This is a genomic window from Novosphingobium sp. PASSN1 (assembly GCF_002278815.1).
In genome coordinates this window covers 91879-118850 of the sequence record NZ_NKIS01000012.1, presented here as the reverse complement: position 1 = coordinate 118850, position 26972 = coordinate 91879, and the positions used below count along the sequence as shown (strand labels likewise).

Sequence of the window (26972 nt, the reverse complement as noted above, 5' to 3'; positions counted from 1 at the left end):
GGGTGGCAGGCTCAGGCGATCGCAGGCTTGGCGGGCGAAAGCGCGGCGCTCTCGTCCTTGCCCAGGACAGCTTCGGTGATCGAGAACGGCAGCGGCTGCGGCGTCTCGATCGATGACACGACAGGCAGGATCACGAGGAAGTGCAGGAAGTAGTACATCGACGCGATCTGCGAGATCATCACGTAGGGTTCCGCGGCCGGTGCGCCACCGCAGTAGCCCAGCACCAGCACGTCAACCACGAGCAGGTAGAAGAACTTGCGGAACAGCGGGCGGTAGTGGCCCGAACGGACCGGGCTCGTGTCGAGCCAGGGCAGGAAGAACCACACCAGGATCGCGCTGAACATGGCGAGCACGCCCATCAGCTTGGCCGGGATGAACATGAAGTCCGAGGTGAAGGCGCGCAGGATCGCGTAGAACGGCCAGAAATACCATTCGGGAACGATGTGCGCCGGGGTCGAAAGCGGGTTGGCCGGAATATAGTTATCCGGGTGGCCCAGCAGGTTCGGCGCAAAGAACACCAGCGCACAGTACAGCATCAGGAAGATGCCCAGTCCGAAGCCGTCCTTCGCGGTGTAGTAGGGATGGAACGGCACGGTGTCCGATTCCGTCTTCACTTCCACGCCGGTCGGGTTCGACGAGCCGGGAATGTGCAGCGCCCACACGTGCATGATGATCACACCGAGGATCACGAACGGCAGCAGGAAGTGCAGCGAGAAGAAGCGGTTCAGCGCAGCGTTGTCCGGCGCGAAGCCGCCCAGCAGCCATTCCTGCAGCGGCGGGCCGACCAGCGGGATCGCCGAGAACAGGCCGGTGATGACCTTCGCGCCCCAGAAGCTCATCTGGCCCCAGGGAAGCACGTAGCCCATGAAGGCGGTCGCCATCATGAGCAGGAAGATCACCACGCCCAGCAGCCAGATCATCTCGCGCGGGGCCTTGTACGAAGAGTAGAAGAAGCCGCGGAAGATGTGGGTGTAGACCACGATGAAGAACATGCTCGCGCCATTGGCGTGGGCATAACGGAGCATCCAGCCCCAGTTCACGTCGCGCATGATGTGCTCGACGCTGTCGAAGGCGACCTTGTCGTTGGCGGCATAATGCATCGCCAAAACGACACCGGTCACGATCTGCAGAACCAGCGCGAAACCGGCGAGAATGCCGAAGTTCCACATGTAGTTGAGGTTGCGGGGCACGGGGTAGCCCGCGCCTACGGCGTTATAAACAAAGCGCGGGAGCGGAAGCCGACTATCGACCCACTGCATCAGCGGGTTGGTTGGCTTGTATTCGTTCGCCCAGGGAAAGCTCATCGTGTCAGTCCTCAGCCGATCTTCACGACAGTGTCGGAAGAGAATTCGTGGGGGGGCACCTCAAGGTTCTTGGGGGCCGGGCCTTTGCGGATGCGTGCCGCGGTGTCGTAAACGGAGCCGTGGCAGGGGCAGAAGTAACCGCCGAACTCACCCTTGACTTCGCCCTCGCCGGCACCAAGCGGAACGCAGCCCAGATGAGTGCAAACGCCCATGGTGATCAGCCAGTTGGTTTTCCCGGCAGTGGTGCGCTGTTCCAGCGTCTGCGGATCGCGCAGGCTGGCGACATCAACGCCGTCTGCCTGCTTGATTTCCTCAGGCGTCAGGTTGCGGATGAACACCGGCTGCTTGCGCCACACGGCCTTGATCGCCTGACCCGGAGCAATTGCCGAGATGTCGATTTCGGTCGAGCTTTCCGCCAGCACGTCAGCCGAAGGCGCCATTTGCGAAATCAACGGATAAAGCGCGGCGAGTCCGCCAACGCCTGCGAAGCTTACAGCTGCGATATTGATGAAATCACGCCGCCGTACGCCTTCGCCAGTCATGGTCGCTTCCGCGATGCTTGCTTGTTCAGCCATTGCCATTCCCTGCTTGCCGCTGCCACCGCCTGTAATCAGGCGCGCAGAGCGTGTCCTAAAGTGTCCCACACCGGTCCGGCGGGAAAGTGCCCAAAGGGACGCTCTTCCGCCCATACCGCGCCAGCCTCGCTGTCACACGAGATTCCGGCCCCCCTTGGGCGCGCCTGATAGACGCAAAGCCTGCGGTTTGCCAACAAGCATTTTGCCGCATGTTCAAGGCAGCTAATCGCATTTCAATCAGGGACTTGGATCCTTTCTGCAAATGGTTCGCAAAAAGGATCTGGCGATGCTGTGACAGGCCGTCAGGCGCGTCCCTCGGCGTTGACTCGCGCAAAGCCTGCTCCATCGGGCCATCCGGGCTCGGCAAGGCCCATCACCTTGAACAATGTGCCCATTTCCGCCGGAGCCGTCAGCCGCAGCGCTGCCGCTTCGATGGCCTCCGCCGCTTCGGGCGCGGCTCGGGCAAGCGCCCCTGCGCGCGCGCCTATGCCCAGCGCGGCCAGCCATCCGCCTTGTTCGCTGGTGCCTAGCCAGCGCGCACCGGCGGCCTCTGCTATTGCAGCGAGTGAGGCAAAATCGACATGCGCGGTCAGGTCGGCCTTGCCCGGTTCGACAAACGGATCGACCTTCCGGTGCGCGCGCACCGCCTGCAACGTGCTGCCCAGCTGCGGCTGCACAAAGCCATAGTCGATGAACAGCGCCGCGCCGCCTTGCACAGCGATCCGTGCAGCCACATCCTGCACCACTGCCGCCGCCGCAGGCGATGCTTCAAGGATCGCGCCTTCACCGGCATCAGCAAACAGTGCCGGCACTGCCGCATCCATCGGCCTTGTGCCTACGACGGGTACAAATGCGCCGTTCGCATCCAGTCCCACCATCCGCTCGCGCCAGCCGCTCGCCGCCCGCACGAGTTGCCGCACCGGCAAGGCATCGAGAAACTCGTTGGCGACGATCAGCAGCGGCTGGTCGGTCGGCAGGCTCGATAGATCGTGATGCCATGTCGCGCTTGGATGCGCCGTGCGCTGGAGGGAGATCAGCGCCGGGCTGGTCTCCACGAAATGGACGTCGGGGACGAGGCCGCCGCGCTTTGCCGCCCGCAGCGCATCGCGTGCCAGCGTCCCGCGCCCCGGCCCAAGCTCGACGTAACAGGGGCGCTCAGGGCTGCCCGCCCGCCGCCAGATATCCGCGAGCCACAGCCCGATGAGTTCGCCGAACATCTGGCTGATTTCGGGCGCCGTCACGAAATCCCCCGCCGCACCCAGCGGATCGCGCGCGGCGTAATAGCGGGCGTTGGATTCGGCCATGTAGTGCGCAATCGAAATCGGCCCCGTTGCGGCGATCAACCGCGCGAACACAGCGGTCAGCCCGCCTGCTGCAGAATTCGCGTTGCTGCTCACTTCGGCGTCCGCCCGTACCGTCAGGAGACCACGGTCTGCCCGTTCGGCTGTCCGGCGGGCTGGAACGAGACGGCCAGCGGCGGCCGCACCACCGCGCGAATGATGAAGCTAAGGCCGATCGCCATCATCGGCAAGGTCAGCCACTGGCCCATCGAAAGCCCGCTGCGCATTGCAAAATCAAGCAGTTGCGCATCAGGCTCGCGGTAGAATTCCACCGTGAAGCGGGCAAGGGCATAGCCCACAGCGAAGATTCCGACGAGCAGGCCCGGCCGCCAGCGCGCCCGGGTCCGCCAGAACAGCACGAACAGCACGATGCCCAGCACCAGCCCTTCGAGCAGCGCTTCATAAAGCTGGCTGGGATGGCGCGGCAGCGGCCCGGCGCCGGGAAACACCATGACCCAGGGCACTTTCGAATCCGTCACGCGCCCCCACAGTTCGCCGTTCACGAAGTTGGCGCAGCGCCCGAGAAACAGGCCCGGCGCAACGCAGACGGCAATGTAGTCGCAAGTCCGCACGAAATTGAGCCCGCCGCGCCACGCCACCCATGCAATCGCCAGCACCGTGCCGATCAGCCCGCCGTGGAAGCTCATCCCTCCCTCCCACAGCCGGATCAGGCGTGCAGGGTTAGTCAGCAATTCGGGCGCATAGAACACGGCATAACCCAGCCGCCCGCCCAGGATGATGCCCAGCGTTGCATAGAAGAAAAGGTCGTCGGCGTGGCGCTGCGCCAGCGGTGCGCCCGGCTGGCGGATCATCCGCCCCAGCTGGAAGTAGGCCAGCATGATCCCGACCAGATAGGCCAGGCTGTACCATTTGATCGCGAAGAACCCGAGGTCGATCGCGATTGGCGAGAGGCCCAGGCTCTCCCAGTGCAGCGGCTGGTATCCGGTGGTGGCGGCTGCGACAGCCGATAGTGACAGCAAGGGCCAAGCTCCCTGAAGGATCGAGATCGAAACGAACGGTTTGCGTCGGAACTGTTTTGTTTTGTGCCACGCGCATCGCGGCCTTGCGCGGCCTTCTGGCACAGGGCAAACCCGCGAGGCAAACCGAATAACACAGCAAACCCGAGATCGGCCCGGAGAGGTCGGATCAGGGCCGAGAGGAGTGATTGCCAGACCATGCTGACCCAGCTTGACCGGGATCTTGCCCAGGTGATGGACGGGCTGACCGCCCCCGGCGGGATGCTTGCCACCACGCCGCACCATGCCTTTGGCCGCGATCTGCCGATGATCGCCGCGGCCCCGCCCACGCTGGGGGCCTATTTCACCCAGTTCTGCATGTTCCACGGCGCCAAGGAGTTCATCGTCGATGGCGATGTCCGGCTCACCTTCGCGCAAACGCTCGAAGCCGCGCGGATCGCGGCTGGCGGTCTCGTTGCGGGGCACGGCGTCCAGAAGGGCGATCGCATTGGCATCGCCGCGCGCAATTCGGCCAACTGGATCGTCGCCTACATGGCGGTCCTCATGGCCGGCGGCTGCGCCGTGCTGATCAACGGCTGGTGGCAGGGCGAGGAAATGGCCCATGGCATCGACATGGTCGGCTGCCGCCTGATCATCGCCGATCGCCAGCGCGCCGAACGGCTCACCAGCATTGGCCATGGCGCGGAAATCTTGCCCATGCTCCACGATTGCCATCCGGCTGAAGGCCTCGCGGCGCTCACCGCCAAGGGCGGCGATGCGGCCACCCCGCTGCGCGATGTCGGGCCGGATGATCTGGCCACCGTGCTGTTCACCTCGGGCTCGACCGGTGTTTCCAAGGGCGCCTACTCCGATCATCGCGGTGTGGTGCAGGGCACCTACAGCTACCTTGCGCAAAGCGTCATGGTGCTCGGCCTGATGACCGCACGGGGCGAAGCACCGCCAGCGGGTGCACAGCCCATCGCGCTCGTCAACGTGCCGCTGTTCCATGTCACCGGCGAAGTGCCGCTCATGCTCCAGTCCTTTGCGTTGGGGCGCAAGCTGGTGCTCATGGCCAAGTGGGATGCGGTCACCGCGATGCAGCTGATCGAGCGCGAGCGGGTCACGTATTTCGTCGGCGTCCCGCTGATGAGCTACGAGATCGCCACCCACCCCGATCACGAAAAGTACGATCTCTCCAGCTGCGTCACGTTCGCCGCTGGCGGTGCGCCGCGTCCGGTCGAGCATGTCGATCGCATCCGCAAGGCGCTGCCCCACGCCTTCCCGATCCTCGGCTATGGCCTCACCGAAACCAACGGCGTCGGCTGCGGCAACTTCAATGAAAACTACATCGCCAAGCCCGGCAGCACCGGCACAGCCTCTCGTCCGCTGGTCGATCTGGCCATTCTCGATGATGCCGGAAATCCGGTGCCGCAAGGTCAGCTTGGCGAAGTCTCGATCCGCAGCGTGGCCAATTTCCTGGGGTACTGGGACAATCCCGAAGCCACCGCCGCCGCAATCATGCCCGATGGCTACTTCCGCACCGGCGATCTGGGCTACCTCGATGCCGAGGGCTACTTGTTCATTGTCGACCGCAAGAAGGACATCATCATCCGCGGCGGCGAAAACATCGCCTGCATCGAGGTCGAAAACGCAATTTACGCGCACCCCGGCGTGGCCGAAGCCAGCGTGTTCGGCCTGCCGGACGAGCTTTACGGCGAAGTTCCGGTTGCGGTCTATCTCGCCAAGGAAGGCTGCACGGTAACGGCAGACGATCTGCGCACGTTCCTGGCCTCGCACATCGCCGCCTTCAAGATCCCCGTCCGCTTCTGGGAAGAGCACGAGGCGCTGCCCCGCCTCGGCACGGAAAAGGTGGACAAGCGCACCCTCAAGCAGCGTTACGGGGCGCAATGACAAGAGACGCGCAAGGTCGGATAGGATAAGGGGAGGGGCTATGCTTGCCCCCCGGATTCCCAACCAGCGCGCCATCGTGGATCGCCGTGCGCTCGCCGATGCCATTGCCGAGCGCGTCGCGGCGCAAGGTGACAAGGCGCGGCCCGCCATCGTCGAGCTGCTGCGCGAGGCGCTAGCCGCCGGGCGCGAGGAACTGGCGCGCCGCCTGCGCGAAAAGCCTTCGCACGGCACCGAATGCGCGCAGGGGCAGGCGTTCCTTGTCGATCAGCTCGTGCGCGTGATCCACGATCACGTCGTCGGCCATGTCTACCGCGCTAGCAACCGCTCGACGGGCGAGCGCATCGCGCTGGTCGCGGTCGGCGGCTACGGGCGCGGCGAAATGGCGCCGCATTCCGACGTCGACATCGCCTTCCTCACCCCGATCAAGCCGACCTCGTGGTGCGAGCAGGTGATCGAGGCGATGCTCTATTTTCTCTGGGATCTCGGGCTCAAGGTCGGCCAGTCCAGCCGCTCGCTCGATGAAATGGTGCGCATGGCGCGCAGCGATCTCACCATCCGCACCGCGCTGCTCGAAGGGCGCTACGTGTGGGGTGACCGCGCGCTCTATGAAGAAGGCTCGCGCCGCTTTTGGGCCGAAGTCGTCACCGGCACCGAGCGGCAGTTCGTCGCGGAAAAGCTGGCCGAACGCAACGAGCGCCACAAAAAGCTGGGCGATAGCCGCTATGTCGTCGAGCCCAATGTCAAGGAAGGCAAGGGCGGCCTGCGCGATCTGCACACGCTCTACTGGATCGGCAAATACATCCACAAAGTGCGCGATCCCAGCGAGCTTGTCGGTGTCGGCCTGCTCACCGCCGCCGAATACCGCGCCTTCCGCCGGGCGGAGAGCTTCTTCTGGTCGGTGCGCTGCCATCTCCATGCCGTCACCGGCCGCGCCGAGGATCGCCTCACCTTCGATCTCCAGCGCGAAGTCGCGCTGCGCATGAACTTTGCCGATCGTCCGGGCAAAAGCGCGGTCGAACGCTTCATGCAGTACTTCTTCATCCAGGCCACGCAGGTCGGCTCGCTCACCGGCATGTTCCTCGCCCAGCTGGACGAGCAGTTCGCCAAGACCAAGGTCGGCTTCTTCGCCGCGCTGCGCGGCCGCCGCAAACGCAAGATCGGCGCTTTCCCGATCCAGGCGGAAAAGCTTGGTGCCGATGGCGATGATTTCTTCCGCAGCGATCCCGTCCGGCTGATCGAGATATTCCTCGTGGCCGACCGCGAGGGGCTGGAGATCCACCCCGAAGCGATGCGCCTCGCCCGCCGCGATGCGGGGCTGATCGATGCCTCGGTGCGCCGCGATCCGCGCGCCAACACGATGTTCATGGAATTGCTCACCAGCCGCCACGATCCCGAAACGGTGCTGCGCTGGATGAGCGAGGCGGGCGTGTTCAGCCGCTTCGTGCCCGATTTCGGCCGCGTCGTCGCGCAGATGCAGTTCGACATGTACCACCACTACACGGTGGACGAGCACACGATCCGCGCCATCGGCCTGCTCTCGCGCATCGAAAAGGGCGAAGAGACCGAGCAGCACCCGCTGGCCACCGAAGTCATCTCCAAGGTCGCCTCGCGCCGCGTGCTCTATGTCGCCACCTTGCTCCACGATATCGCCAAGGGGCGGCGCGGCGATCATTCGATCCTCGGTGCCGAAGTGGCGATGAAGCTCTGCCCCCGGCTCGGCATGTCCCCTGCGGAAACCGAGATGGTTGCATGGCTGGTGCGCTGGCACCTGCTGATGAGCGCCACCGCCTTCAAGCGCGATCTGGCGGACTACAAGACCATCGCCGATTTCGCCGGGCGCGTGCAAAGCCAGGAGCGGCTGCGCCTCCTGCTCGTCCTCACCATCGTCGATATCCGCGCGGTCGGCCCCGGCATCTGGAACTCATGGAAGCGCCAGCTGCTGGGTGATCTGTTCATCTCGGCAGAGGAAGTCCTGCGCCTCGGGCACAAGCAGCATGGCCGGGCCGAACGCATCGCCGCCAAGAAACGCGCGGTCGCCACGCTGCTCAAGGAGCGCGACGCGCTGATCGGCACCGTGGGCCGCCAGCTCGGCGATGCCTACTGGATCGCGGAGCCTGAGGACATCATCGCGCTCAATCTCCAGCAGATGGACCTTTCGCTCGATGAGCCGCTGACGGTGGAGGCGCACTGGTATCCCGCGCGCGGGGCCACGCTCGTCACCGTACTGGCAGCAGACCACCCTGGCTTGTTCTATCGGATCGCCGGGGGCATCCACCTTGCCGGCGGCAACATCATCGATGCGCGCATCCACACCGCGCGCAATGGCCTCGCGGTAGACAACTTCCTCGTGCAGGATCCGCTCGGCCGTCCGCTCAACGAACCCGCACAGATCGCCCGGCTCAAGACCGCGATTGCCGATGCGCTCGCCAACCGGGTCAAGCTTCTGCCCCAGCTCGCCGCGCGCCCCTCGGCCCGCCCGCGAGCGGAAGCGTTCGAAGTACAGCCCATCGTCATCTTCGACAACAAGGCGTCCAACCGCTTCACCGTGATCGAAGTCGGCGCGCGGGATCGCCCCGCCATTCTCAGCAGCCTTGCCCGCGCCTTGTTCGAAGCGCGGCTGGTGGTCCACTCTGCCCACATCGCCACGTATGGCGAACGCGCGGTCGATACGTTCTACGTGACCGACCTCTTGGGCGAGAAGCTCGAGGCCGAAAGCCGCCTGCGCGCGGTCGAAAAGCGCCTGATCGAAGCGGCGGAGGACCGGCGCACCAAGGCTGTAGCGGCGTGACCGAAGCACAGTATCTTGCGGGCCGCATCCTGCTCGCCATGCCCGGCATGGGTGATCCCCGCTTCGAACGCGCGGTGATCGCGATGTGCGTCCACGATGAACACGGCGCGCTCGGCATCGGTATCGGCAGCGTGCGCGAAGGTGTCACGCTGCACAGCCTGCTCAGCGATGTCGGCATCGATCCGGGCGGTGTGCCCGATGGCCCCGTGCTCAATGGCGGCCCGGTGGAAACCTCGCGCGGTTTCGTGCTCCACAGCACCGATTGGGGCGGCAGCGGGTCGGTCGAAGTCAGCCCGCTCTGCGCACTCTCCGCCTCGATGGACGTGCTGCGCGCCATCGCCGAAGGGCGCGGCCCGTCGAAATGGCTCGTCGCGCTGGGGTATGCCGGCTGGGGCGCAGGCCAGCTTGAAGGCGAAATGCGCCAGCACGGCTGGTACGCCGCGAGAGGGCACAGCGAGATTCTGTTCGAAACCCCGGTGGGCGCCCGCTGGCCCGCCACCTGGCGCGCCGAAGGCATCGACCCATCCCACCTCGTCAGCCAGACCGGCCGCGCCTAGTTCCTCCCCATTTTTGCGCAGCACAAATGGGGAGGTGGCAGCCCGAAGGGCTGACGGAGGGGTAAATTCAACCGAGCCTTCTCACCGCCTCATCCCGCCCGATCAGCGGCAGCAGCGCCTTCATGTCCGGCCCGTGGTCCATACCCGTTAGTGCCTGCCGCAGCGGCAGGAACAGCGCCTTGCCCTTGCGCCCGGTCGTCTCCTTGAGCACCCCGGTCAGTGCAGTCCACGGATCAAGGCTCCAATCGAGGGCCGCGGCTTCCGTCGTGGCCTGATCCAGAAACGCTCGCGTCTCCTCATCGAACTCCGGTGCCGCAATCGGCCCCGTCACCACGCGCCACCACTCCGCCGCTTCGGCCACAGTGCTGAGGTTTGGCCGGATCGCCTCCCACGCCGCTTCGCCCATGCCCTCCGGCAGTCGCTCCGCAACCCGCGCAAATGGCAGCCGGTGGATCACCGCCGCATTCACCCGCGCCAGTTCCGCATCATCGAACCGCGCCGGTGCCCGGCCAAAGCGCCCCAGATCGAAGCTTTCGGCCAGCGCATCGGCATCCAGCGCCGCGTCCACCGGATCGCTCGTCCCCAGCCGCGCCAGCAGCGCAATTAGTGCCTCGGGCTCGATCCCGCTCTCGCGCATCTCGGCCACGCCCAGCGAGCCGAGCCGCTTGGAAAGCTTGCCCTCCGCCCCCGTCAGCAGCGCTTCATGCGCAAAGTTCGGCACCGGGGCACCCAGCGCGGTGAACATCTGCACTTGCGTCGCGGTGTTGGAAACGTGGTCCTCCCCGCGCAGCACCTCGGTCACGCCCATCTCGATATCGTCGATCACCGAAGGCAGCATATAGAGCCACGAGCCATCCGCCCGCCGCACCACGGGATCAGACATCTGCCGGGGATCGAAGTGCTGCGGCCCCCGGATGCCGTCCACCCATTCGATCGGCGTCTCGTGATCCATCAGAAAGCGCCAGTGCGGTGCCTCGCCCGCCGCCGCCTTCGCCGCATGATCCGCCTCGGTCAGCGCCAGCGCCCCGCGATCATAGATCGGCGGCAGCCCGCGCCCCAGCAGCACCTTGCGCTTCAGGTCCAGTTCCTGCGCCGTCTCATAGCACCGATAGAGGCGCCCCGCCGCCACCAGCCGATCAAACGCCGCCTGATAGATCGCAAAGCGCGCCGATTGCCGCTCCTCCCGCTCCGGGTGCAGTCCCAGCCACGCAAGATCGGCCCGGATCGCCACGACATGCTCCTCGCGGCTGCGCGCCACGTCGGTATCGTCGATCCGCAGCAGAAACCGCCCGCCGCTCCGCTTCGCCAGCAACCAGTTGTGCAGCGCCGTGCGAATATTGCCGACATGAAGCGTGCCCGTGGGCGAGGGCGCGAAGCGAGTGGTGACGGGGGTCTTTGACATAGCCTTCGCCTATAGCGGGCGGGCAGGGCCGGACAAGCGCGGTGCTTTGGGATCAGCGCATCAGCATCAGGGGGTGGGTAAATGCATCCCACAACCGTTCGTGCCGGTCGGCGCGGATCAGGCCCTTAATCGCTGCGCCAAACGCATCGCGATCCCGCCGCTGCCCGGCATCCGCGAGCTGCGCCAGTGTCGCCTCATCGGGCGAAAGACGCTGGCAGCAGGCGCGGCCGACGACGAAAGGCTCTGGCCATACCCGGATCACCACCTGAACAAGGTCATGCACGGCATAGGCTGCCTCGCAATTGCTCATGCGCAGCGCCAGTGCCGGTAGCGGATCGCTACGATCCCGCGCGGCAAGCGCGCAGAGCCGGAACGCCTGAACTAGGTCCTGCGCTGCCGCACCTTGCGCGTGCAGCGCGGGCGGACGGGCAAGCGCCGCGATAGTCGGTGCGAATCGGGTAAGCGCTGTCATGGCTGGGCCTGTCTAGTTGCGAACGATTCGCAAGCTATCACAGGTCTTGAGGCCGTCAATGCGAATCGTTCGCAATAAGTCTCAGCCCGTGCGGAACCCATGCGTGATCGGATAGCGCCGATCACGCCCGAAGTTGCGCATCCCCAGCTTCACCCCCGGCGGAGCCTGTCGCCGCTTGTATTCGGCCACATTCAGCAGCCGCTCGATCCGCGCCACGGTGGCATGGTCGAACCCTTCCGCCACCATCTGGTCCACGCTCTTCTCGTGCTCCACCAGCCCGAGCAGGATCGCATCGAGCACGGCGTAATCGGGCAGCGAGTCCGAATCCTTCTGGTCCGGGCGCAGTTCGGCGCTCGGCGGCTTGGTGATGATCCGTTCGGGCATCACCATCCCATCCGGCCCCAGCCCGATCTTCGGCCGGGCCGCATTGCGCCAGCGCGAGATCGCGAACACGGTCGTCTTGTAGGCGTCTTTCAGCGGGTTGTAGCCGCCGTTCATGTCGCCGTAGATCGTCGCGTAGCCGACGCTCATCTCGCTCTTGTTGCCGGTCGTCACCAGCATCGGGCCAAACTTGTTGGAAAGCGCCATCAGTGTCGTGCCGCGAATGCGCGATTGCAGGTTTTCCTCGGTCAGGTCTGGCTGCTTGCCCTCGAACGTCGGAGCCAGCATCTCGGCAAAGGCATCGACTGCCGGGCTGATCGGGATGGTATCGAGCCGCACGCCCAGCATCTTCGCGCAAGCCTCGGCGTCCTCAAGGCTCTCGGCGCTGGTATAGGCGCTCGGCATCATCACGCACCACACCCGCTCCGGCCCCAGCGCATCGACCGCAATCGCCGCGCAGATCGCCGAATCGATTCCGCCCGAAAGACCCAGCACCACGCCGGGAAACTTGTTGGTGTTCACATAGTCGCGCAGGGCGAGCACCATCGCGCAATAGATATCCTCGGGATGCTCTGCGAGTTCGGAAACCACGCCCGGCTGGCAGCGCCAGCGGTTGCCGGTCTTTTGCCACACGGTATCGACCACCGCCTCTTCCCAGTCCGGCATCTGCACCCACAGCGCACCTTCGGGGCCGACCACGAAGCTCGCCCCGTCGAACACCACTTCGTCCTGCCCGCCCACGCGATTGAGATAGGCCAGCGAAATGCCCGTATCGATCGCGCGCCGCTTGGCCACGCCGTCGATGCGCAGTTCGTCCTTGTCGATCTCGTAAGGGCTGCCGTTGATGCACAGGAAGATGTCTGCGCCCTGCGCGGCAAGATGGCGGCACACATCGGGCTGCCAGATATCCTCGCAGATCGGCAGGCCCAGCATCGCGCCCTTGAACGGCACCGGCTCGGGCAGCGGGCCAGGCAGGAAATAGCGCTTCTCGTCAAAAGTGCCGTAGTTCGGCAGCTCCACCTTGAAGCGCACCGCCGCCACTTTGCCCTGATCGAGCAGCGCCACCCCGTTGTGCAGCGCGCCGTCGCGCACGAAGACCGAGCCGACCAGCATGGCGGGCCCCCCATCCGCCGTCGCCGCCGCAAGGGCCTCCAGCGCGATCGCCGCACGCTCGATCAGCGCGGGCTTCTGGATCAGGTCTTCCGGCGGATAGCCGATCAGCTGCATTTCGGGATAGACGATGAGGTCGCTCCCTTCCGCGCGTTCTCGCACGGAGAGCATCCCCGCAACATTGGCGGCAAGATCGCCGACTTTCTGGTTGAGCTGGGCGAGCGTGATGATGAGCGTATCGGGCATGGCGCTGACCCTAGGCGGCATTGGCCAAATAGTTCAAGGGCAGGGCAGTTCAAGGACCACCATTGGTGCAAAACCCTGTGTCCCAACGTTGCAATGCTGTCATCTTGGGCTAAGGCCCCTCCCATCGCCCAGATTTGAGGGACTCGGGGAAGCCCATGAAGATCATGTCCGGCAACGGCAACCTGCCGCTGGCCCGCGCCATCGCTGCCTATCTCGAACTGCCGCTGACCGAAGCTTCGGTCCGCCGCTTTGCCGACGAGGAAGTCTTCGTCGAAATCCACGAGAATGTGCGCGGCGAAGACGTGTTCATCGTCCAGTCGACCGGTTATCCGGCCAACGACAACCTGATGGAACTCCTCATCTGCACCGATGCGCTGCGCCGCGCCTCGGCCAAGCGGATCACGGCGGTCATCCCCTATTTCGGCTATGCCCGGCAGGACCGCAAACCCGGCCCGCGCACGCCGATTTCGGCGAAGCTGGTCGCCAACCTGATCACCACGGCGGGCGCAGACCGCGTCCTCGCGGTCGATCTGCACGCCGGGCAGATCCAGGGCTTCTTCGATATCCCGACCGACAACCTGTTTGCCGCGCCGGTCATGGCCGCCGATATCCAGACGCGCTACGGCGGTCAGGATCTCATGGTCGTCTCGCCCGACGTTGGCGGCGTGGTCCGCGCCCGTGCGCTGGCCAAGCGGCTCGACAATGCGCCGCTCGCCATCGTAGACAAGCGTCGTGATCGTCCGGGCCAGAGCGAAGTAATGAACATCATCGGCGATGTCTCGGGCCGCATGTGCATCCTGATCGACGACATCATCGATTCGGGCGGCACACTGTGCAACGCGGCGCAGGCTCTGCTCGATAGCGGCGCTTCGGGCGTTGCTGCCTATATCAGCCACGGCGTGCTTTCCGGCGGCGCGGTGGCGCGGGTCAACAATTCGGCGCTCAAGGAACTCGTGATCACCGACACGATCCTGCCGACCGAAGCGACTCAGGCGTCGGACCGTATCCGCGTGCTCACCATCGCCCCGCTGATCGGCGAGGCCGTGCGCCGCATTGCCGATGAAAGCTCGGTTTCCAGCCTGTTCGATTGAGTTTTCCGAGGTTCCGGCCCTCTCCCTGACGGGGGAGGGGGTCGGGACACTGCGCCAGTTTTGGTGCGCCCCTTTTGACAGGCGCGGCCGGCAGGCCCATGACCGCGCCCATGCACTTCGCCCAGTTCGATATTGCCGGGTTCCTGCGGGATCACTGGCAAAAGCGCCCGCTGCTCATCCGCAATCCCTGGGCAAACTGGGTTAACCCGCTGGAGCCGGATGAACTGGCGGGCCTTGCCTGCGATGAACCGGGCATCGAATCCCGCCTCATCACGCGCCGGCCTGCTGGTCTGGTGATGGAAAGCGGTCCGTTCTCCGAAGCCCGCTTCGCGCAAGCTGAAACCGCACCGTGGACCTTGCTGGTGCAGGCGGTCGATCACCACGTCCCCGAAGTCGCTGCGCTGATCGCGCCATTCCGCTTCGTGCCCGATTGGCGGATCGATGATGTCATGGTCAGCTATGCCTCCGATGGTGGCGGGGTCGGGCCGCATTTCGATCAATATGATGTGTTCCTCGTGCAGGGGCTTGGGCGGCGGCGCTGGCGCGTGGGGCCGCGCTGCGGTGCGGATACGCCGCTGCTGCCGCACGATGATCTGCGGCTGATTGCCGATTTCGACGCGACCGGAGATTGGGTGCTGGAGCCGGGCGATATTCTCTATGTACCGCCCGGTTTTGCGCATGACGGCGTGGCGGTCGGTGATGATTGCATGACCTATTCGGTCGGATTTCGCGCGCCTTCCCGCGGCGATCTGATCGATGGGTGGAGCGAGCATCTGGCTGACGCGGCAGCCGAGGATGATCGCTATACCGATCCGGATCTGGCCGAGCAGGCCCATCCCGGAGAGATCACCGCCGCCGCGCTGAGCCGGCTCCATGCGATGGCCACCGCTGCCATGGCCGATACCGCCGCCTTTGCCCGCTGGTTCGGGGCATACAGCAGCCTGCCCAAATACGCCGACGCGGATTGGCGGCCAGAAGAGCCGACCACGGCCGATGAGGTGCAGACGTCACTGCAGAGCGGCGCGCCGCTCCTGCGCAATCCGGCCAGCCGGTTTGCGTTCATCCGGCAGGGGGATGCCGCAGTCCTGCTGTTTGCCGATGGCCAGTGCTTTGATTGCGTGGGCGATGTTGCCGGTGTTGCCGAAAGCCTGTGCGCTGGGGCAGAAATGGTGCCGCCCATGCAGTGGGCGCAATCCATGCCGGTTGTCAGGCTGATCGCCGCGCTGATCCATCAGGGCAGCCTCGCGTTCGAGGAGGCCGATTGATGGCGCTGATCCTGTTCAACAAGCCGTTTGGCGTGCTCTGCCAGTTCACCGCCGAACCCAATGGCCCGCCCCGCCCGACACTGGCCGATTTCATCCAGCGTCCCGGGGTCTATCCCGCCGGACGGCTGGATCACGATAGCGAAGGGCTGCTGCTTCTCACCGATGATGGCCGCCTTCAGGCCCGCATCGCCGATCCGCGCTACAAGCTGGCCAAGACCTATCTGGTGCAAGTGGAGGGCGATCCCGATGAAGCCGCGCTGGAGCCTTTGCGCCGGGGTGTCGTCCTGAAAGACGGGCCAACCCTGCCTGCCGATGTGCGCCGGATCGATCCCCCCGCGCTCTGGCCGCGCGATCCGCCGGTGCGCTTCCGCAAGACTGTGCCCGATTGCTGGATCGAACTGACGATCCGCGAAGGCCGCAACCGTCAGGTGCGGCGGATGACCGCTGCGGTCGGCCTGCCCACCTTGCGGCTGGTGCGCTGGCGGATCGGGGAATGGTCGCTCGAAGGCCTCGCGCACGGCGAATGGCGCGAGGTTACTGCCAGGGCTTGATGTCGCCGGGGGCAATCCGGGCAATCAGTTCCAGCCGCCGCGCCTGCCGCGTTTCCAGCGAAAGCGTCATCAAGGGCTGGGGCGAATCGACGAACTGGCGCGGGCTCATGCCAAACAGCGCGGTAAACTCGCGGATCAGGTGGCTCTGATCGTAATACCGCAGCGCCAGCGCCTCGGCTTCCTCTTGATCGGCCACGCCGCGCAAGTGGCTGGCCATGTCGAGCGCGCGGGCGCGGCGCAGCACCTGCTTGGGCGGGATGCCGAAATCGCGTCGGATCAGGCGCTCCAGCCTGCGCTGTTCGGTGCCGCATTGCTGCGCCAGCCGCGCGACGGTAATTTCCGGATTGGTGAAGGCCGCCGCTTCGACCGAGGCAGTTACCGGATCGGGCGGCGCGGCGCCGCTGCGCGCAATCATGCGGCGCATCGCCGCTTCCATGGCCAAACACCACTCTTCGGGCGAGGCGCCTTCGGGCAGGAGGCTTATCCATTCCTCGTTGCACATGCCCAGCGTGTCCAGCGGAGCCAGCCGGTCGCAAAGGGCATCGAGCTTCAGTCCGCCCAGCGCATGGCAGGCTCCCGCGCGGAACGAAAGACCGACACTGGTGAAGCTACCCTTGACGGTGATCGGCATGCGGCGCGTCTGGGGGCCGAAATAGAGGGCCGCCCGGCCCATCTGGCGGCGTCCGTCGGCGGTTTCTGCGGTCCATTCCCCACGCAACTGGATGCGCAGCATGGCCGCATCGCTGAAGATCCCGCAGGAAAGAACGTAGTCCGCAGGCGCATCGACCACCGAAACGTAGAGGCGCGCAATCCACGGTGCCAGATCGCTGGCCGGCGCGCGGCTATACGAAATCGGCTGGCCATCCCGCGTCGCCGCCCCGCCCGAAGCAATCGCCGGGTCAATGGCAGGCCTGCTCATCCGGTTCATTTATGCCCCCATAAACCGATTTGCGACTGGCGCTTCCAGCAATGAAAGGCCCGTCTTGCGCCCTGTCTAGCCACCCCATGGCCCCCGGGGTGTGCGTTCCATCACTGCCAATAAACACAAACCCCCTGATAAATACAAACATGGTGGTCCGCCAAGGCCGTAACCACCGCAAGTCGGGCACCGTCCGGTCCGCGATTCCGACCCGCGCGCTCCCCCTTGACCACACGTGTCAGCGGGGGCCATTGCTGCGGGATGAAGGACACCGATCTGGACCGCGACATTGCCCTCGCCTTGCGCCTTGCCGATGCGGCCGGTGCGGCGATCCGACCCTACTTTCGCAGCGGCCTTTCCGCCGATCGCAAGGCTGATGCCTCGCCCGTCACGCTGGCAGACCGCGCGGCCGAAGAAGCCATGCGCGCCATCCTCGCCGCCGAAGTGTCGGCCGATACCGTGATCGGCGAGGAACTTGGCGCAACTGCGGGAACCTCCCACCGCAGCTGGGTGCTCGATCCGATCGACGGCACGACCGGGTTCCTCGCCGGACGCCCGCTGTTCGGCACGCTGATCGCGCTGGTGATCGAAGGCTTCCCGGTGCTCGGCGTGATCGATCAGCCGATTCTCGGTGAACGCTGGGTTGGCGCCATCGGGCGGCCCACGACGCTCAACGGCCATGCCGTGCGCACGCGCGCCTGCACGCTGCTGGCCGATGCCGCGCTGGCCACCACTGGCCCGCATTACTTCGACGATCATGACGGCGCGCACTTCATGGGCCTCGCGGCAAAGACGGATCACAAGCGCATGGTCATGGGCGGTGATTGCTACAACTATGCGATGCTCGCCTCCGGCCACCTCGATCTGGTCTGCGAGGCGAACCTGAAACTGCACGATTGGGCCGCGCTCGTCCCCATCGTCGAAGGCGCGGGCGGCACCATGGCCGATTGGAATGGTGAGCCGCTCCACGCCGGGTCTGATGGCCACGTGATCGCGCTCGGCGATCCCGCCCGGCTCGAAGACGTGATCGAGGCGCTGGCCTGCCATCACTGATGCGCGCTCGCTGATCCGATGCACCAGCCCCGCCGCCTGTTCTTCTACGGCACGCTGACCCACGAACACGCCAATACCCTGACCGAAACGCTCCTCCCGCGTCTTGACGGCCGGCCCCGGCGCGGCTAGGTGCGCGGCGCGCTGTTTCTCCGCCGCGATCGCCAAGGCGTCTATCCTGTGCTGATGCCGGGGGCAGGGCGCGTGCGCGGCTGGGTCTATGGCGGATTGCGGCCGATCCCGCGCGCGGTGCTCGCCGCGTTCGATGCTTGGGAATACTGCGATCCGCGCCGCCCCGCGCGCGGCGAGTACCGGCGCGTTAACCTCGTCGTCCAGACCCGCGGCGGAGCCTTGCGCGCCGCCGTCTATCTCCCCAACCGTCGCGCGCCGCTGGGCCTGAGGGCGGTTCCCGGCGGGGATTTTGCGGCCCACGCCGCTGCGCGCGGCCTCGCGGTGCTCACTGGTTAGCGCGGCCTTGCCAGCGCGGTTCGCGCATGCCAGCAGGTTTTGGTCCATGACGGAGGGATCGAACATGCGCAGCGCAATCGGGGCAATCACACTGGGGCTAGCGGCAGTTGCCATGCCCGCCACGGCCAAGACGGTGGTGGTCCGCGCCGCGCACATGGTCGATGTCCTCGCTGGCCGCACGGTGGACAATGTCGCCGTCATCATCACTGATGGCCGCATCACGGCCGTCGGCAAAGCCGGTGATGCCGCGCCAGCCGCGGCGGAAACCATCGATCTCGGCAACCGCACGCTGCTACCCGGCCTGATCGACATGCACGTCCACCTCACCAGCGATCCGCGCTTCAGCGGCTATCGCAATCTCGAATTCACAGATAACTTCTGGACCGTGGTCGGGGTCGCCAACGCGAAGCGCACGCTGGAAGCGGGTTTCACCACGGTGCGCAATGTCGGTTCTTCCAACTACGACGATGTTGCGCTCAAACAGGGGATCGAGGCGGGCTACATCACGGGTCCGCGCATCGTGCCCGCCACCTATTCGCTCGGTGCCACCGGCGGACACTGCGATTCGACCGAATTCCCGCCGTCGATCAAGGCACCTTCGCCGGGCGTGGCCAATTCGCCCGAGGAGTTTCGCGCCGCCGTCCGCCGTAATCGCAAATATGGCGCAGAGGTCATCAAGGTGTGCATGACCGGCGGCGTCTTTTCCAAGACCGACACCGTTGGCGGCCAGCAGATGAGCCTTGAGGAAATCAGGGCCGTGACCGACGAGGCGCATATGCTGGGGATGCGGGTCGCCGCCCATGCGCATGGCACCGCCGGGATCAACGATGCCTTGCGCGGTGGGGTCGATACGATCGAGCACGCCAGCCTTGCCGATGAGGAAAGCTTCAAGCTCGCCAAAGCCAAGGGCGCCTGGCTCGACATGGACATCTACAACGACGACTACATCCTGGCCGAGGGCGAGAAGAACGGCGTGTTCGAGGAAAGCCTCGCCAAGGAACGCATGATCGGCCGCAAGCAGCGCGAAACCTTCCGCGCCGCCCATGCTGCCGGGGTCAAGCTGCTGTTCGGCAGCGATGGCGGCGTCTATCCCAATGGCGATAACGGCAAGCAGTTCGCCAAGATGGTCGAATGGGGCATGACCCCGCTGGAAGCCATTCAGGCCGCCACCCGCAGCGCGGCCGAAGCGCTGGACCGGACGGCGGATGTGGGTGCGATTGCTCCGGGCCGCTACGGGGATCTCATCGCGGTGGACGGCGATCCGCTCGCCGATGTGCGCCTGCTCGAAAGGCCTGCGTTCGTGATGAAGGGCGGCGAGGTGGTCCACTCCGCTCCTTGAACGTCAGGCCTCCGAAGCCTCGCTGTTGAGCTGGATGTAATTTGCCAGCCCCATCCGCGCGATCATCTCGAACTGGGTTTCCAGCACGTCGACATGCTCTTCCTCATTGGAAAGAATGTCCGCAAATAGATCGCGGCTGACGAAATCGCGCACAGCTTCGCAATGGGCAATCGCATCCTTCAGCAGCGGGATCGCATCATGCTCCAGCGCGAGGTCGGCCTTGAGCACGTCCTCCACGTCCTCGCCGATGCGCAGCCGGCCGATAGCCTGGAAATTGGGCAGCCCATCGAGGAACAGGATGCGGTCCGCGAGCCGGTCGGCATGCTTCATCTCGTCGATCGATTCGTGCCGCTCGTATTCCGCCAGCTTCTTGAGGCCCCAGTTGGCCAGCATCCGGTAATGCAGCCAGTACTGGTTGATCGCGGTCAGCTCGTTGAGCAGGGCCTTGTTGAGGAATTCGATGACCTTGGCATCACCCTTCATGCTGCGTCTCCTCGCTATGGGGCGAGCGTAGAGAGCGCGCGCTGTGGGCGCAAGGCAGCGATAATCAGGCAGTTACAATCAGGCGGGGACGCAGGCGCGCGCCTCGGCCACGATTTGCTCGGCGTCTTCAAGGCACTGGCGGCACTGCGGGGCGAAGCCAAGGCGGGAATACAGCGATTCGGCATCGCCGCCTTGCTCGCACGCGGCGCGGCGCAGGTCTTTTTCGCGGATGGCGTTGCAGATGCAGATGTACATCGGAACCGAATCCTCGCTTCGTGTCTCGCGACATTAATGCGAGGCATTTGCAATAGCAAGTGCGGAAAGCGCGGCGCTGCGAGGAGGGGCCCGGCGTTGCATTCCGGCGTTCGCAGCTTTATATCCCGAAGCGCATCAAGAGTTGGGGAGAGACGCCCCGACGCCAACCTGCCGGTTTCCGGGCAAGGTGGCGCCTTCGCCTAGCGGAGGGATGCGGCCGGTCCGGCAACGAAACGGAACAAGGCTGCAGGCGTCCACTTCCCGCATTTTTGTAGAGGATGAAGACGCGTGCCGATCCGGATTGCCGACAATCTCCCCGCCCGCCGCACCCTTGAAGCCGAAGGCGTGATCGTGATGAGCGAGACCGAGGCCGCGCGCCAGGATATCCGCCCGCTGCGCATCGCGCTGCTCAATCTGATGCCCGACAAGATCACGACAGAAACGCAGATCTCGCGGCTGCTTGGTGCGTCCCCGCTCCAGATCGAGCTCGAACTGGTGCGCATCTCCGATCATGTCAGCAAGAACACCTCGTCCGGCCATATCGCCGCGTTCTACAAGCCGTGGGAGGATGTGCGGGCCGAGAAGTTTGACGGGCTGATCATCACCGGCGCGCCGGTGGAGCAGATCGACTTTGCTCAAGTGACGTATTGGGACGAACTGCGCCGGATTCTCGATTGGTCGCAGGTCCATGTCCACCGCACGCTCACTTTGTGCTGGGGCGCCATGGCCGCGCTGCACCACTTCCACGGCGTGCCCAAGCATGCGCTGAATGCCAAGGCGGCGGGTGTGTTCAGCCATGTCAACCGCGCGCCCGCCAGTCCGTGGATGCGCGGCTTGCCGGACCTGTTCGATGTGCCCGTCTCGCGCTGGAGCGAACTGCGCAGCGCAGACCTGCCTGCGGGCAGCGGCCTTGCCGTTCTGGCAGACAGTGCCGAAACCGGCCTTTGCCTGATCGACGATCCCGCGAATCGCGCGGTCCACATGCTCAACCATCTGGAATACGATACGCTCACGCTCGCGGGCGAATATGCCCGCGACGAAGGGCGCACGCTGCCTGCGCACTATTTCCCCGGCGATGATCCGGCGGCCATGCCCACCAACACCTGGCGGGGGCACGGGCATCTGTTTTTCAGCAACTGGGTCAACGAAACCTATCAGACAACGCCGTTCGATTCGGTGCAAATCGGCGTGTGATCGCGCTGGGTGCTTGCCTTTTGCCCGCTGCCCCCCTAAGCGCGCCCACTTCATCGGGTGCGACTTCGATGACTCGCCTGGCCATGCAGGGCTGCCACGGCGAGTCGGACGCGCCCTAACCAAGGAGACCAAAATGCCCAAGCTCAAGACCAAGAGCGGTGTGAAGAAGCGCTTCAAGATCACCGCATCCGGCAAGGTCAAGCATGGCGTGGCCGGCAAGCGCCACCGACTGATCAGCCACAACGCCAAGTACATCCGCCAGAATCGCGGCATGGACGTGATCTCCGACGCCGATGCGAAGGTGATCAAAAAGTGGGCGCCCTACGGGCTGAACTGAGGAGCGTTAGACCATGAGCCGCATCAAACGGGGTGTTACCACCCGCGCCAAGCACAAGCGCATTCTCGAACAGGCCAAGGGCTATCGGGGCCGCCGCAAGAACACCATCCGCGTTGCCCGTCAGGCCGTCGAAAAGGCCGGCCAATACGCGTACCGCGATCGCAAGATCAAGAAGCGGGAATTCCGCGGTCTGTGGATCCAGCGCATCAACGCTGCTGTCCGCGCCGAGGGCCTGACCTATTCGCAGTTCATCCACGGCACAAAGCTGGCGGGCATCGAACTGGACCGCAAGGCCATGGCCGATCTCGCGATGAACGAAGGCGGCGTGTTCGCAGCGATCATCGCGCAGGCGAAGACCGCGCTGGCGGGCTGACATTCGGCGCGATTGAGCGCTTTCCTGCGCGGTGTTCCAATCTGGTGCACGCGCGCGCAGGCAAGTTCTGAAAAGCTGACGAAAACAAAAGGGCATCGGTCAACTGGCCGATGCCCTTTTTGTCCATTGTGGCGACTTCCCGTTGCTGTCCCGAAGCGTTATGGTTGTTCCAATCGGGGCGACAACAGGGGCACAGCAGTGAACGGCGACAGTACCGTCAGGGTACGATTCCATCAGCCTCCTCCGGCCATGCGGGCCTATTTCACCACCTTCTACATCACTGAAATCGACGTTGGCACCGATGGCCGGGTCACCGATCACCTCCACCCCGAATGGGCCAATCTGCGCATCATCAGCGGCGTACTTCCGCTTTCAGAGCTGCGCGAAACATCGCCGGTTGGCAATCTTGCCGGGATCGTCACTGGCCCCACCAGCACAACCGTCCGCTTCACCACCGGCACCTCGCGCATCTGGGGCATCGGTCTGCTCCCGCTGGGCTGGGCCAAGTTCGTCGCGGCACCGGCGCACACTTTTGCCGATCGCCTGTGTGATCCGGCGCTTGAACCCGCTTTCGCGCCGCTGCAGCCACTGGTCGATACGCTGTTCGGACCTGCCCCCGATGAAATGACCGAACTGGCCCGCATTACCCGCCATTTCGAAGCACTCGCCGCGCGCGAAGTGCCCGAGGAAGCGCGGATCCGCGCCGTGCATGAGGCGCTGGTCGATCCCGAGATTGCCAATGTTGCCGATATGGCAGACGCTGCCGGGCTCCCCACACACACGCTGGAACGCGTCTGCCGCCGTCACTTCGGCTTTGCGCCCAGCCTGCTGCTGCGCCGCCAGCGCTTCATGCGCAGCCTCTCGCAATATATGCTCGATCCCTCGCTCACGTGGATCGGGGCGATCGATTCGCATTATCACGATCAGGCACAGTTCGTGCGCGAGTTTCACCGGTTCATGGGCATGAGCCCGCGCGCCTATGCCGCCCTGCCGCATCCGGTGCTCGCCGGGGTGATGCGCGCCCGCATGGCGGTGGCCGGTGCGCCAGTACAGGCGCTCCACCTCCCGACCAGGTGATAAACGCGCACCTTGGATTCCGCAGCGTTTGGCGCTAGCGGCGGGGCCGATGGAACAGCTTGAAACAACGCTCGCCGCAATCGCCGGCACCGATACGATCGAAGCCGTGGAGGCGCTGCGCGTTTCCGCGCTGGGCAAGCAGGGCTGGGTCTCGGCCCTGCTCAAGTCGCTGGGCGGCATGAGCCCCGAGGAACGCACCAGCACCGGCCCGCGCATTCACGCCGCGCGAGAGGCGGTCACCGCCGCGCTCGCCGAACGCCGCGCCGCGCTGGAAGGCGCTGCGCTGGAGGCAAAGCTGGCGGCTGAAACCGCCGATCTCTCGCTGCCCGCGCCCGCTGCCCCGCGCGGCAGCGTCCACCCGGTCAGCCAGGTGATGGACGAGCTGGCCGAGATCTTCGCCGACATGGGCTTCGCCGTGGCGACCGGCCCGGAGATCGAGGACGACTGGCACAACTTCACCGCGCTCAACATGCCCGAAACCCATCCGGCGCGCGCGATGCACGATACATTCTACTTCCCGGACACGGACGCGCAGGGCCGCTCGATGCTGCTGCGCACGCATACCTCGCCGGTGCAGATCCGCTCGATGCTGGCTGAGGGCGCGCCTTTGCGCGTGATCGCGCCGGGCCGCGTCTACCGGTCAGATAGCGATGCCACGCACACCCCGATGTTCCACCAGATCGAAGGCCTCGTGATCGACAAGGGCATCCACCTCGGCCACCTCAAGTGGACGCTGGAAACCTTCCTCAAGGCCTTCTTCGAGCGCGACGACATCGTCCTGCGCCTGCGCCCGAGCTACTTCCCCTTCACCGAACCTTCGGTCGAGGTCGATGTCGGCTACACCCTCGTGAACGGCAAGCGCGTCGTCGGTGGCGGCGGTGATGTGCCGGGCGGCGGCTGGATGGAAGTGCTGGGTTCCGGCATGGTCAACCGCAAGGTCATCGAGTTCGGCGGCCTTGATCCCGATGAATGGCAAGGCTTCGCGTTCGGCACCGGTGTCGACCGGCTCGCCATGCTGAAATACGGCATGGACGATCTGCGCGCCTTCTTCGATGGCGATGTGCGTTGGCTCGGTCACTACGGCTTCGGCGCGCTCGATGTGCCCACCCTTTCCGGCGGCGTGGGAGTACGCGCATGAAGTTTGCCCTCTCCTGGCTCCAGGCCCTGCTCGATACCAAGGCCGATGCGCGCACCATCGCGGAGAAGCTCACCTCGCTCGGCCTTGAAATCGAAGGCGTCGAGGATGCCTCGGCGGCGCTCACCAGCTTTCGCGTCGCCCGCGTGCTGACAGCGGAGAAGCACCCGCAGGCCGACAAGCTGCAAGTCCTCTCGGTCGATCTGGGCGATGGCACTCCGCTGCAAGTCGTTTGCGGTGCGCCCAATGCGCGCGCTGGCCTCGTTGGTGTGCTCGGCCTGCCCGGCGCGGTGGTTCCGGCCAACGGCATGGAACTCAGGAAGTCGGCCATTCGCGGCGTCGAATCCAATGGCATGATGTGCTCCACGCGCGAATTGGGTCTTGGCGAAGAGCATGACGGCATCATCGAACTGCCCGCCGATGCGCCGCTCGGCACCAGCTTTGCCGATTATCTCGGTTCCGATCCGGTGTTCGATGTGGCGATCACGCCCAACCGCCCGGACTGCATGGGCGTTCACGGCATCGCGCGCGATCTCGCCGCGGCGGGTCTTGGCGTGCTGAAGCCCATCGACGCCGCACCCGTTGCAGGCAGCTACCCGTGCCCGGTCGAGGTGCGCACCGATGATCCCGAAGGCTGCCCGGCGTTCTATGGGCGCGTCATTCGCGGCGTGAAGAACGGTCCCAGCCCGCAGTGGCTGCAGGACCGCCTGAAGAGCGCGGGCCAGCGCCCGATCTCGGCGCTGGTTGATATCACCAACTATGTGATGCTCGGCTATGGCCGCCCGGCGCACGCCTATGATCTGGCGAAGCTGAACGGCGCAGTCATCGCCCGCCGCGCGCGCGAGGGTGAGAGCTGCCTTGCGCTCAATGGCAAGGAATACCCGCTCCAGCCGTGGATGACGGTGATCGCCGATGACAGCGGCGTCCACGATATCGCGGGCATCATGGGCGGCGAACATTCGGGCTGTTCGGACACGACGACCGACGTCCTCCTCGAAGTCGCCTACTTCACCCCCGCCAATATCGCCCGCACCGGTCAGGCGCTTGCGCTCACGTCGGATGCGCGCGGCCGCTTCGAGCGCGGCGTGGACCCCGCGTTCCTCGATACCGGCATGGACCTGCTCACCAGCCTGATCCTTGAAATCTGCGGCGGTGAGGCCAGCGAAGTCATCCGCGCGGGCACCCCGCCGACGGCGCGCAAGACGCTGGCCTATGATCCCGCGCTTGCCGGCAACCTTGGCGGCATCGACGTGGCGGACAGCGAGCAGAAGCGCATTCTCGCCGCGCTGGGTTTCGAAGTCTCGGCCGATTGGACCGTGGCCGTGCCGACATGGCGCCCGGATGTCGACGCCGCGCCCGACATTGTCGAGGAAGTGATCCGCGTCCACGGTCTCGATGCCGTGCCGTCCACCCCGCTGCCACGCACAGACGGCGTGGCCAAGCCGACCGCGACCGCAGCCCAGATGCAGGAGCGCCGCCTGCGCCGCGCCGCTGCCGCGCGCGGGCTGAACGAGGCGATCACCTGGTCGTTCCTGCCGACTGGGGAGGCCGAGCATTTCGCGGATGGCGAACTCTGGACGCTCGCCAATCCGATTTCCGAAGACCTCAAGACCATGCGCCCCTCGCTGCTGCCGGGCCTGCTTGCCGCCACGCGGCGCAATCTCGATCGCGGCACGGCCACCGTCCGCCTATTCGAGATCGGGCGCCGCTATCTGCGCGGCGAGGGCGGGGCCAGCGCCGAACAGCCGAGCCTGGCCGTCGTGCTGGCGGGCGAAGCGGCTTCGCGCGGCTGGGCAACTGGCAAGGCCAAGGCGTTCGATGCATTCGACGCCAAGGCGGAGGCCCTCGCGCTCCTCGCCGAAGCTGGCGCGCCGGTGGAGAACCTGCAAGTGATGGGTGAGGCTGGAGCGCAGTTCCACCCCGGCCAGTCCGCCACCTTGCGGCTTGGCCCCAAGACGGTGCTGGCGCGCTTCGGCCTGCTGCACCCCGCCACCGCCAAGGCCTTCGATCTGTCCGGTCCGGTTGCCGTGGTCGAACTGTTCCTCGAACGCATCCCGGTACGCAAAGGCCCCGGCAGCTTCGCGCGGCCGCACTATGCGCCGCCCGCGCTTCAGGCCGTCACGCGCGATTTCGCGTTCCTCGTGCCGACCGCGCTCCCGGCGGGCGATCTGCTGCGCGCCGTGCGCGGGGCGGACAAGGCCAATGTCGTTGCGGCCCGCGTGTTCGATGATTTCCGGGGGCAGGGCGTGCCCGAAGGCCACAAATCGCTGGCCGTCGAAGTCACATTGCAGCCGGTCGAGAAAAGCTACGACGAAGCGGCGCTGAAGGCGATCACCGACAAAATCGTGGCAGCAGGCGCCAAACTTGGGGGCGTGCTGCGCGCCTGAACTCTC

The 26972-nt window shown here is 65.5% G+C and carries 25 protein-coding genes and 1 riboswitch; of the genes, 15 read left to right on the top strand and 10 right to left on the bottom strand.

Annotation, left to right across the window (positions count from 1 at the left end; all coding sequences use genetic code 11):
• Positions 1–11: 11 nt before the first annotated feature.
• The 4 genes from CFE35_RS18270 to lgt all read right to left on the bottom strand — a co-directional run bounded on the left by CFE35_RS18270 (position 12) and on the right by lgt (position 4199).
• Entirely contained in the window at positions 12–1304 is a 1293-nt protein-coding gene (locus CFE35_RS18270; protein ID WP_292932790.1) for a cytochrome b/b6, read from the bottom strand.
• Positions 1305–1315: 11 nt separating this feature from the next.
• Positions 1316–1879: a ubiquinol-cytochrome c reductase iron-sulfur subunit gene (petA, locus tag CFE35_RS18265; RefSeq protein WP_292932788.1), complete on the bottom strand. Its 564-nt coding sequence runs from the start codon at positions 1877–1879 to the stop codon at positions 1316–1318.
• 302 nt (positions 1880–2181) lie between these two features.
• The gene (locus CFE35_RS18260; protein ID WP_292932786.1) at positions 2182–3276 is read right to left on the bottom strand and encodes an SAM-dependent methyltransferase; all 1095 of its coding nucleotides are present in this window, start codon (positions 3274–3276) and stop codon (positions 2182–2184) included.
• Positions 3277–3296: 20 nt separating this feature from the next.
• Positions 3297–4199, bottom strand: coding sequence for a prolipoprotein diacylglyceryl transferase (gene lgt / locus CFE35_RS18255; protein WP_292932784.1), 903 nt, complete (start codon positions 4197–4199; stop codon positions 3297–3299).
• A 195-nt stretch (positions 4200–4394) separates the two neighbouring features.
• Here lgt and CFE35_RS18250 point away from each other — a divergent pair, with 195 nt between their 5' ends.
• Genes CFE35_RS18250 through CFE35_RS18240 form a run of 3 tightly spaced genes read left to right on the top strand, consistent with a single transcriptional unit; the run spans position 4395 to position 9431 of the window.
• The gene (locus CFE35_RS18250) at positions 4395–6086 is read left to right on the top strand and encodes a class I adenylate-forming enzyme family protein (RefSeq protein WP_292932782.1); all 1692 of its coding nucleotides are present in this window, start codon (positions 4395–4397) and stop codon (positions 6084–6086) included.
• A 40-nt stretch (positions 6087–6126) separates the two neighbouring features.
• Positions 6127–8874, top strand: a complete 2748-nt coding sequence (locus CFE35_RS18245) for a [protein-PII] uridylyltransferase (protein WP_292932780.1) — start codon at positions 6127–6129, stop codon at positions 8872–8874.
• 47 nt (positions 8875–8921) lie between these two features.
• Positions 8922–9431: a YqgE/AlgH family protein gene (locus tag CFE35_RS18240; protein WP_292932855.1), complete on the top strand. Its 510-nt coding sequence runs from the start codon at positions 8922–8924 to the stop codon at positions 9429–9431.
• A gap of 67 nt (positions 9432–9498) precedes the next feature.
• On the opposite strand, the gene gltX is transcribed toward CFE35_RS18240, so the two are convergent.
• The 3 genes from gltX to CFE35_RS18225 all read right to left on the bottom strand — a co-directional run bounded on the left by gltX (position 9499) and on the right by CFE35_RS18225 (position 13042).
• Positions 9499–10833, bottom strand: coding sequence for a glutamate--tRNA ligase (gene gltX / locus CFE35_RS18235; RefSeq protein WP_292932778.1), 1335 nt, complete (start codon positions 10831–10833; stop codon positions 9499–9501).
• 52 nt (positions 10834–10885) lie between these two features.
• Positions 10886–11305 (bottom strand): hypothetical protein, encoded by a 420-nt coding sequence (locus tag CFE35_RS18230; RefSeq protein WP_292932777.1) that lies wholly within the window; start codon positions 11303–11305, stop codon positions 10886–10888.
• 81 nt (positions 11306–11386) lie between these two features.
• A complete protein-coding gene (locus CFE35_RS18225; protein WP_292932776.1) occupies positions 11387–13042 on the bottom strand; it encodes an NAD+ synthase in 1656 nt (551 codons plus the stop codon).
• A 155-nt stretch (positions 13043–13197) separates the two neighbouring features.
• Here CFE35_RS18225 and CFE35_RS18220 point away from each other — a divergent pair, with 155 nt between their 5' ends.
• From CFE35_RS18220 to CFE35_RS18210, 3 genes are all read left to right on the top strand, one after another.
• Entirely contained in the window at positions 13198–14133 is a 936-nt protein-coding gene (locus tag CFE35_RS18220; protein ID WP_292932774.1) for a ribose-phosphate pyrophosphokinase, read from the top strand.
• A gap of 110 nt (positions 14134–14243) precedes the next feature.
• Positions 14244–15398: a cupin domain-containing protein gene (locus CFE35_RS18215; protein WP_292932854.1), complete on the top strand. Its 1155-nt coding sequence runs from the start codon at positions 14244–14246 to the stop codon at positions 15396–15398.
• Positions 15398–15949 (top strand): pseudouridine synthase, encoded by a 552-nt coding sequence (locus CFE35_RS18210; protein WP_292932772.1) that lies wholly within the window; start codon positions 15398–15400, stop codon positions 15947–15949. Before CFE35_RS18215 ends, CFE35_RS18210 begins: the two co-directional genes overlap by 1 nt.
• Here CFE35_RS18210 and CFE35_RS18205 read toward each other — a convergent pair.
• Positions 15933–16877 carry a helix-turn-helix domain-containing protein gene (locus tag CFE35_RS18205; protein WP_292932770.1) on the bottom strand — a complete coding sequence of 315 codons (945 nt, stop codon included), beginning with the start codon at positions 16875–16877 and terminating at the stop codon, positions 15933–15935. The genes CFE35_RS18210 and CFE35_RS18205 overlap by 17 nt on opposite strands.
• 252 nt (positions 16878–17129) lie before the next feature.
• Between CFE35_RS18205 and CFE35_RS18200 the strand changes: the two genes are divergently transcribed.
• The 3 genes from CFE35_RS18200 (at position 17130) to CFE35_RS18190 (ending at position 19725) form a co-directional block, all read left to right on the top strand.
• Positions 17130–17921 (top strand): inositol monophosphatase family protein, encoded by a 792-nt coding sequence (locus CFE35_RS18200; RefSeq protein ID WP_292932769.1) that lies wholly within the window; start codon positions 17130–17132, stop codon positions 17919–17921.
• A 129-nt stretch (positions 17922–18050) separates the two neighbouring features.
• Positions 18051–18386 carry a gamma-glutamylcyclotransferase family protein gene (locus tag CFE35_RS18195; RefSeq protein WP_292932768.1) on the top strand — a complete coding sequence of 112 codons (336 nt, stop codon included), beginning with the start codon at positions 18051–18053 and terminating at the stop codon, positions 18384–18386.
• A 64-nt stretch (positions 18387–18450) separates the two neighbouring features.
• Positions 18451–19725 carry an amidohydrolase family protein gene (locus tag CFE35_RS18190; protein ID WP_292932766.1) on the top strand — a complete coding sequence of 425 codons (1275 nt, stop codon included), beginning with the start codon at positions 18451–18453 and terminating at the stop codon, positions 19723–19725.
• 3 nt (positions 19726–19728) lie between these two features.
• On the opposite strand, the gene bfr is transcribed toward CFE35_RS18190, so the two are convergent.
• Positions 19729–20208 (bottom strand): bacterioferritin, encoded by a 480-nt coding sequence (bfr, locus tag CFE35_RS18185; protein ID WP_292932764.1) that lies wholly within the window; start codon positions 20206–20208, stop codon positions 19729–19731.
• A 78-nt stretch (positions 20209–20286) separates the two neighbouring features.
• The gene (locus CFE35_RS18180; protein ID WP_292932762.1) at positions 20287–20463 is read right to left on the bottom strand and encodes a (2Fe-2S)-binding protein; all 177 of its coding nucleotides are present in this window, start codon (positions 20461–20463) and stop codon (positions 20287–20289) included.
• 127 nt (positions 20464–20590) lie between these two features.
• Positions 20591–20706: riboswitch (SAM-I-IV-variant riboswitch) on the top strand.
• A gap of 45 nt (positions 20707–20751) precedes the next feature.
• Here CFE35_RS18180 and metA point away from each other — a divergent pair.
• From metA to pheT, 6 genes are all read left to right on the top strand, one after another.
• Positions 20752–21657, top strand: a complete 906-nt coding sequence (gene metA / locus CFE35_RS18175; protein WP_292932760.1) for a homoserine O-succinyltransferase — start codon at positions 20752–20754, stop codon at positions 21655–21657.
• Between the two features lie 133 nt (positions 21658–21790).
• Positions 21791–21994 (top strand): 50S ribosomal protein L35, encoded by a 204-nt coding sequence (rpmI, locus tag CFE35_RS18170; RefSeq protein WP_054122496.1) that lies wholly within the window; start codon positions 21791–21793, stop codon positions 21992–21994.
• 13 nt (positions 21995–22007) lie between these two features.
• On the top strand, positions 22008–22367 hold the full coding sequence (gene rplT / locus CFE35_RS18165) for a 50S ribosomal protein L20 (RefSeq protein ID WP_292932756.1): 360 nt from the start codon (positions 22008–22010) through the stop codon (positions 22365–22367).
• A 198-nt stretch (positions 22368–22565) separates the two neighbouring features.
• On the top strand, positions 22566–23444 hold the full coding sequence (locus CFE35_RS18160; RefSeq protein ID WP_292932754.1) for a helix-turn-helix domain-containing protein: 879 nt from the start codon (positions 22566–22568) through the stop codon (positions 23442–23444).
• A 49-nt stretch (positions 23445–23493) separates the two neighbouring features.
• Positions 23494–24582: a phenylalanine--tRNA ligase subunit alpha gene (pheS, locus tag CFE35_RS18155; RefSeq protein ID WP_292932753.1), complete on the top strand. Its 1089-nt coding sequence runs from the start codon at positions 23494–23496 to the stop codon at positions 24580–24582.
• The gene (gene pheT, locus CFE35_RS18150) at positions 24579–26966 is read left to right on the top strand and encodes a phenylalanine--tRNA ligase subunit beta (RefSeq protein ID WP_292932752.1); all 2388 of its coding nucleotides are present in this window, start codon (positions 24579–24581) and stop codon (positions 26964–26966) included. The genes pheS and pheT overlap by 4 nt, the downstream gene beginning before the upstream one ends.
• Positions 26967–26972 lie beyond the last annotated feature (6 nt).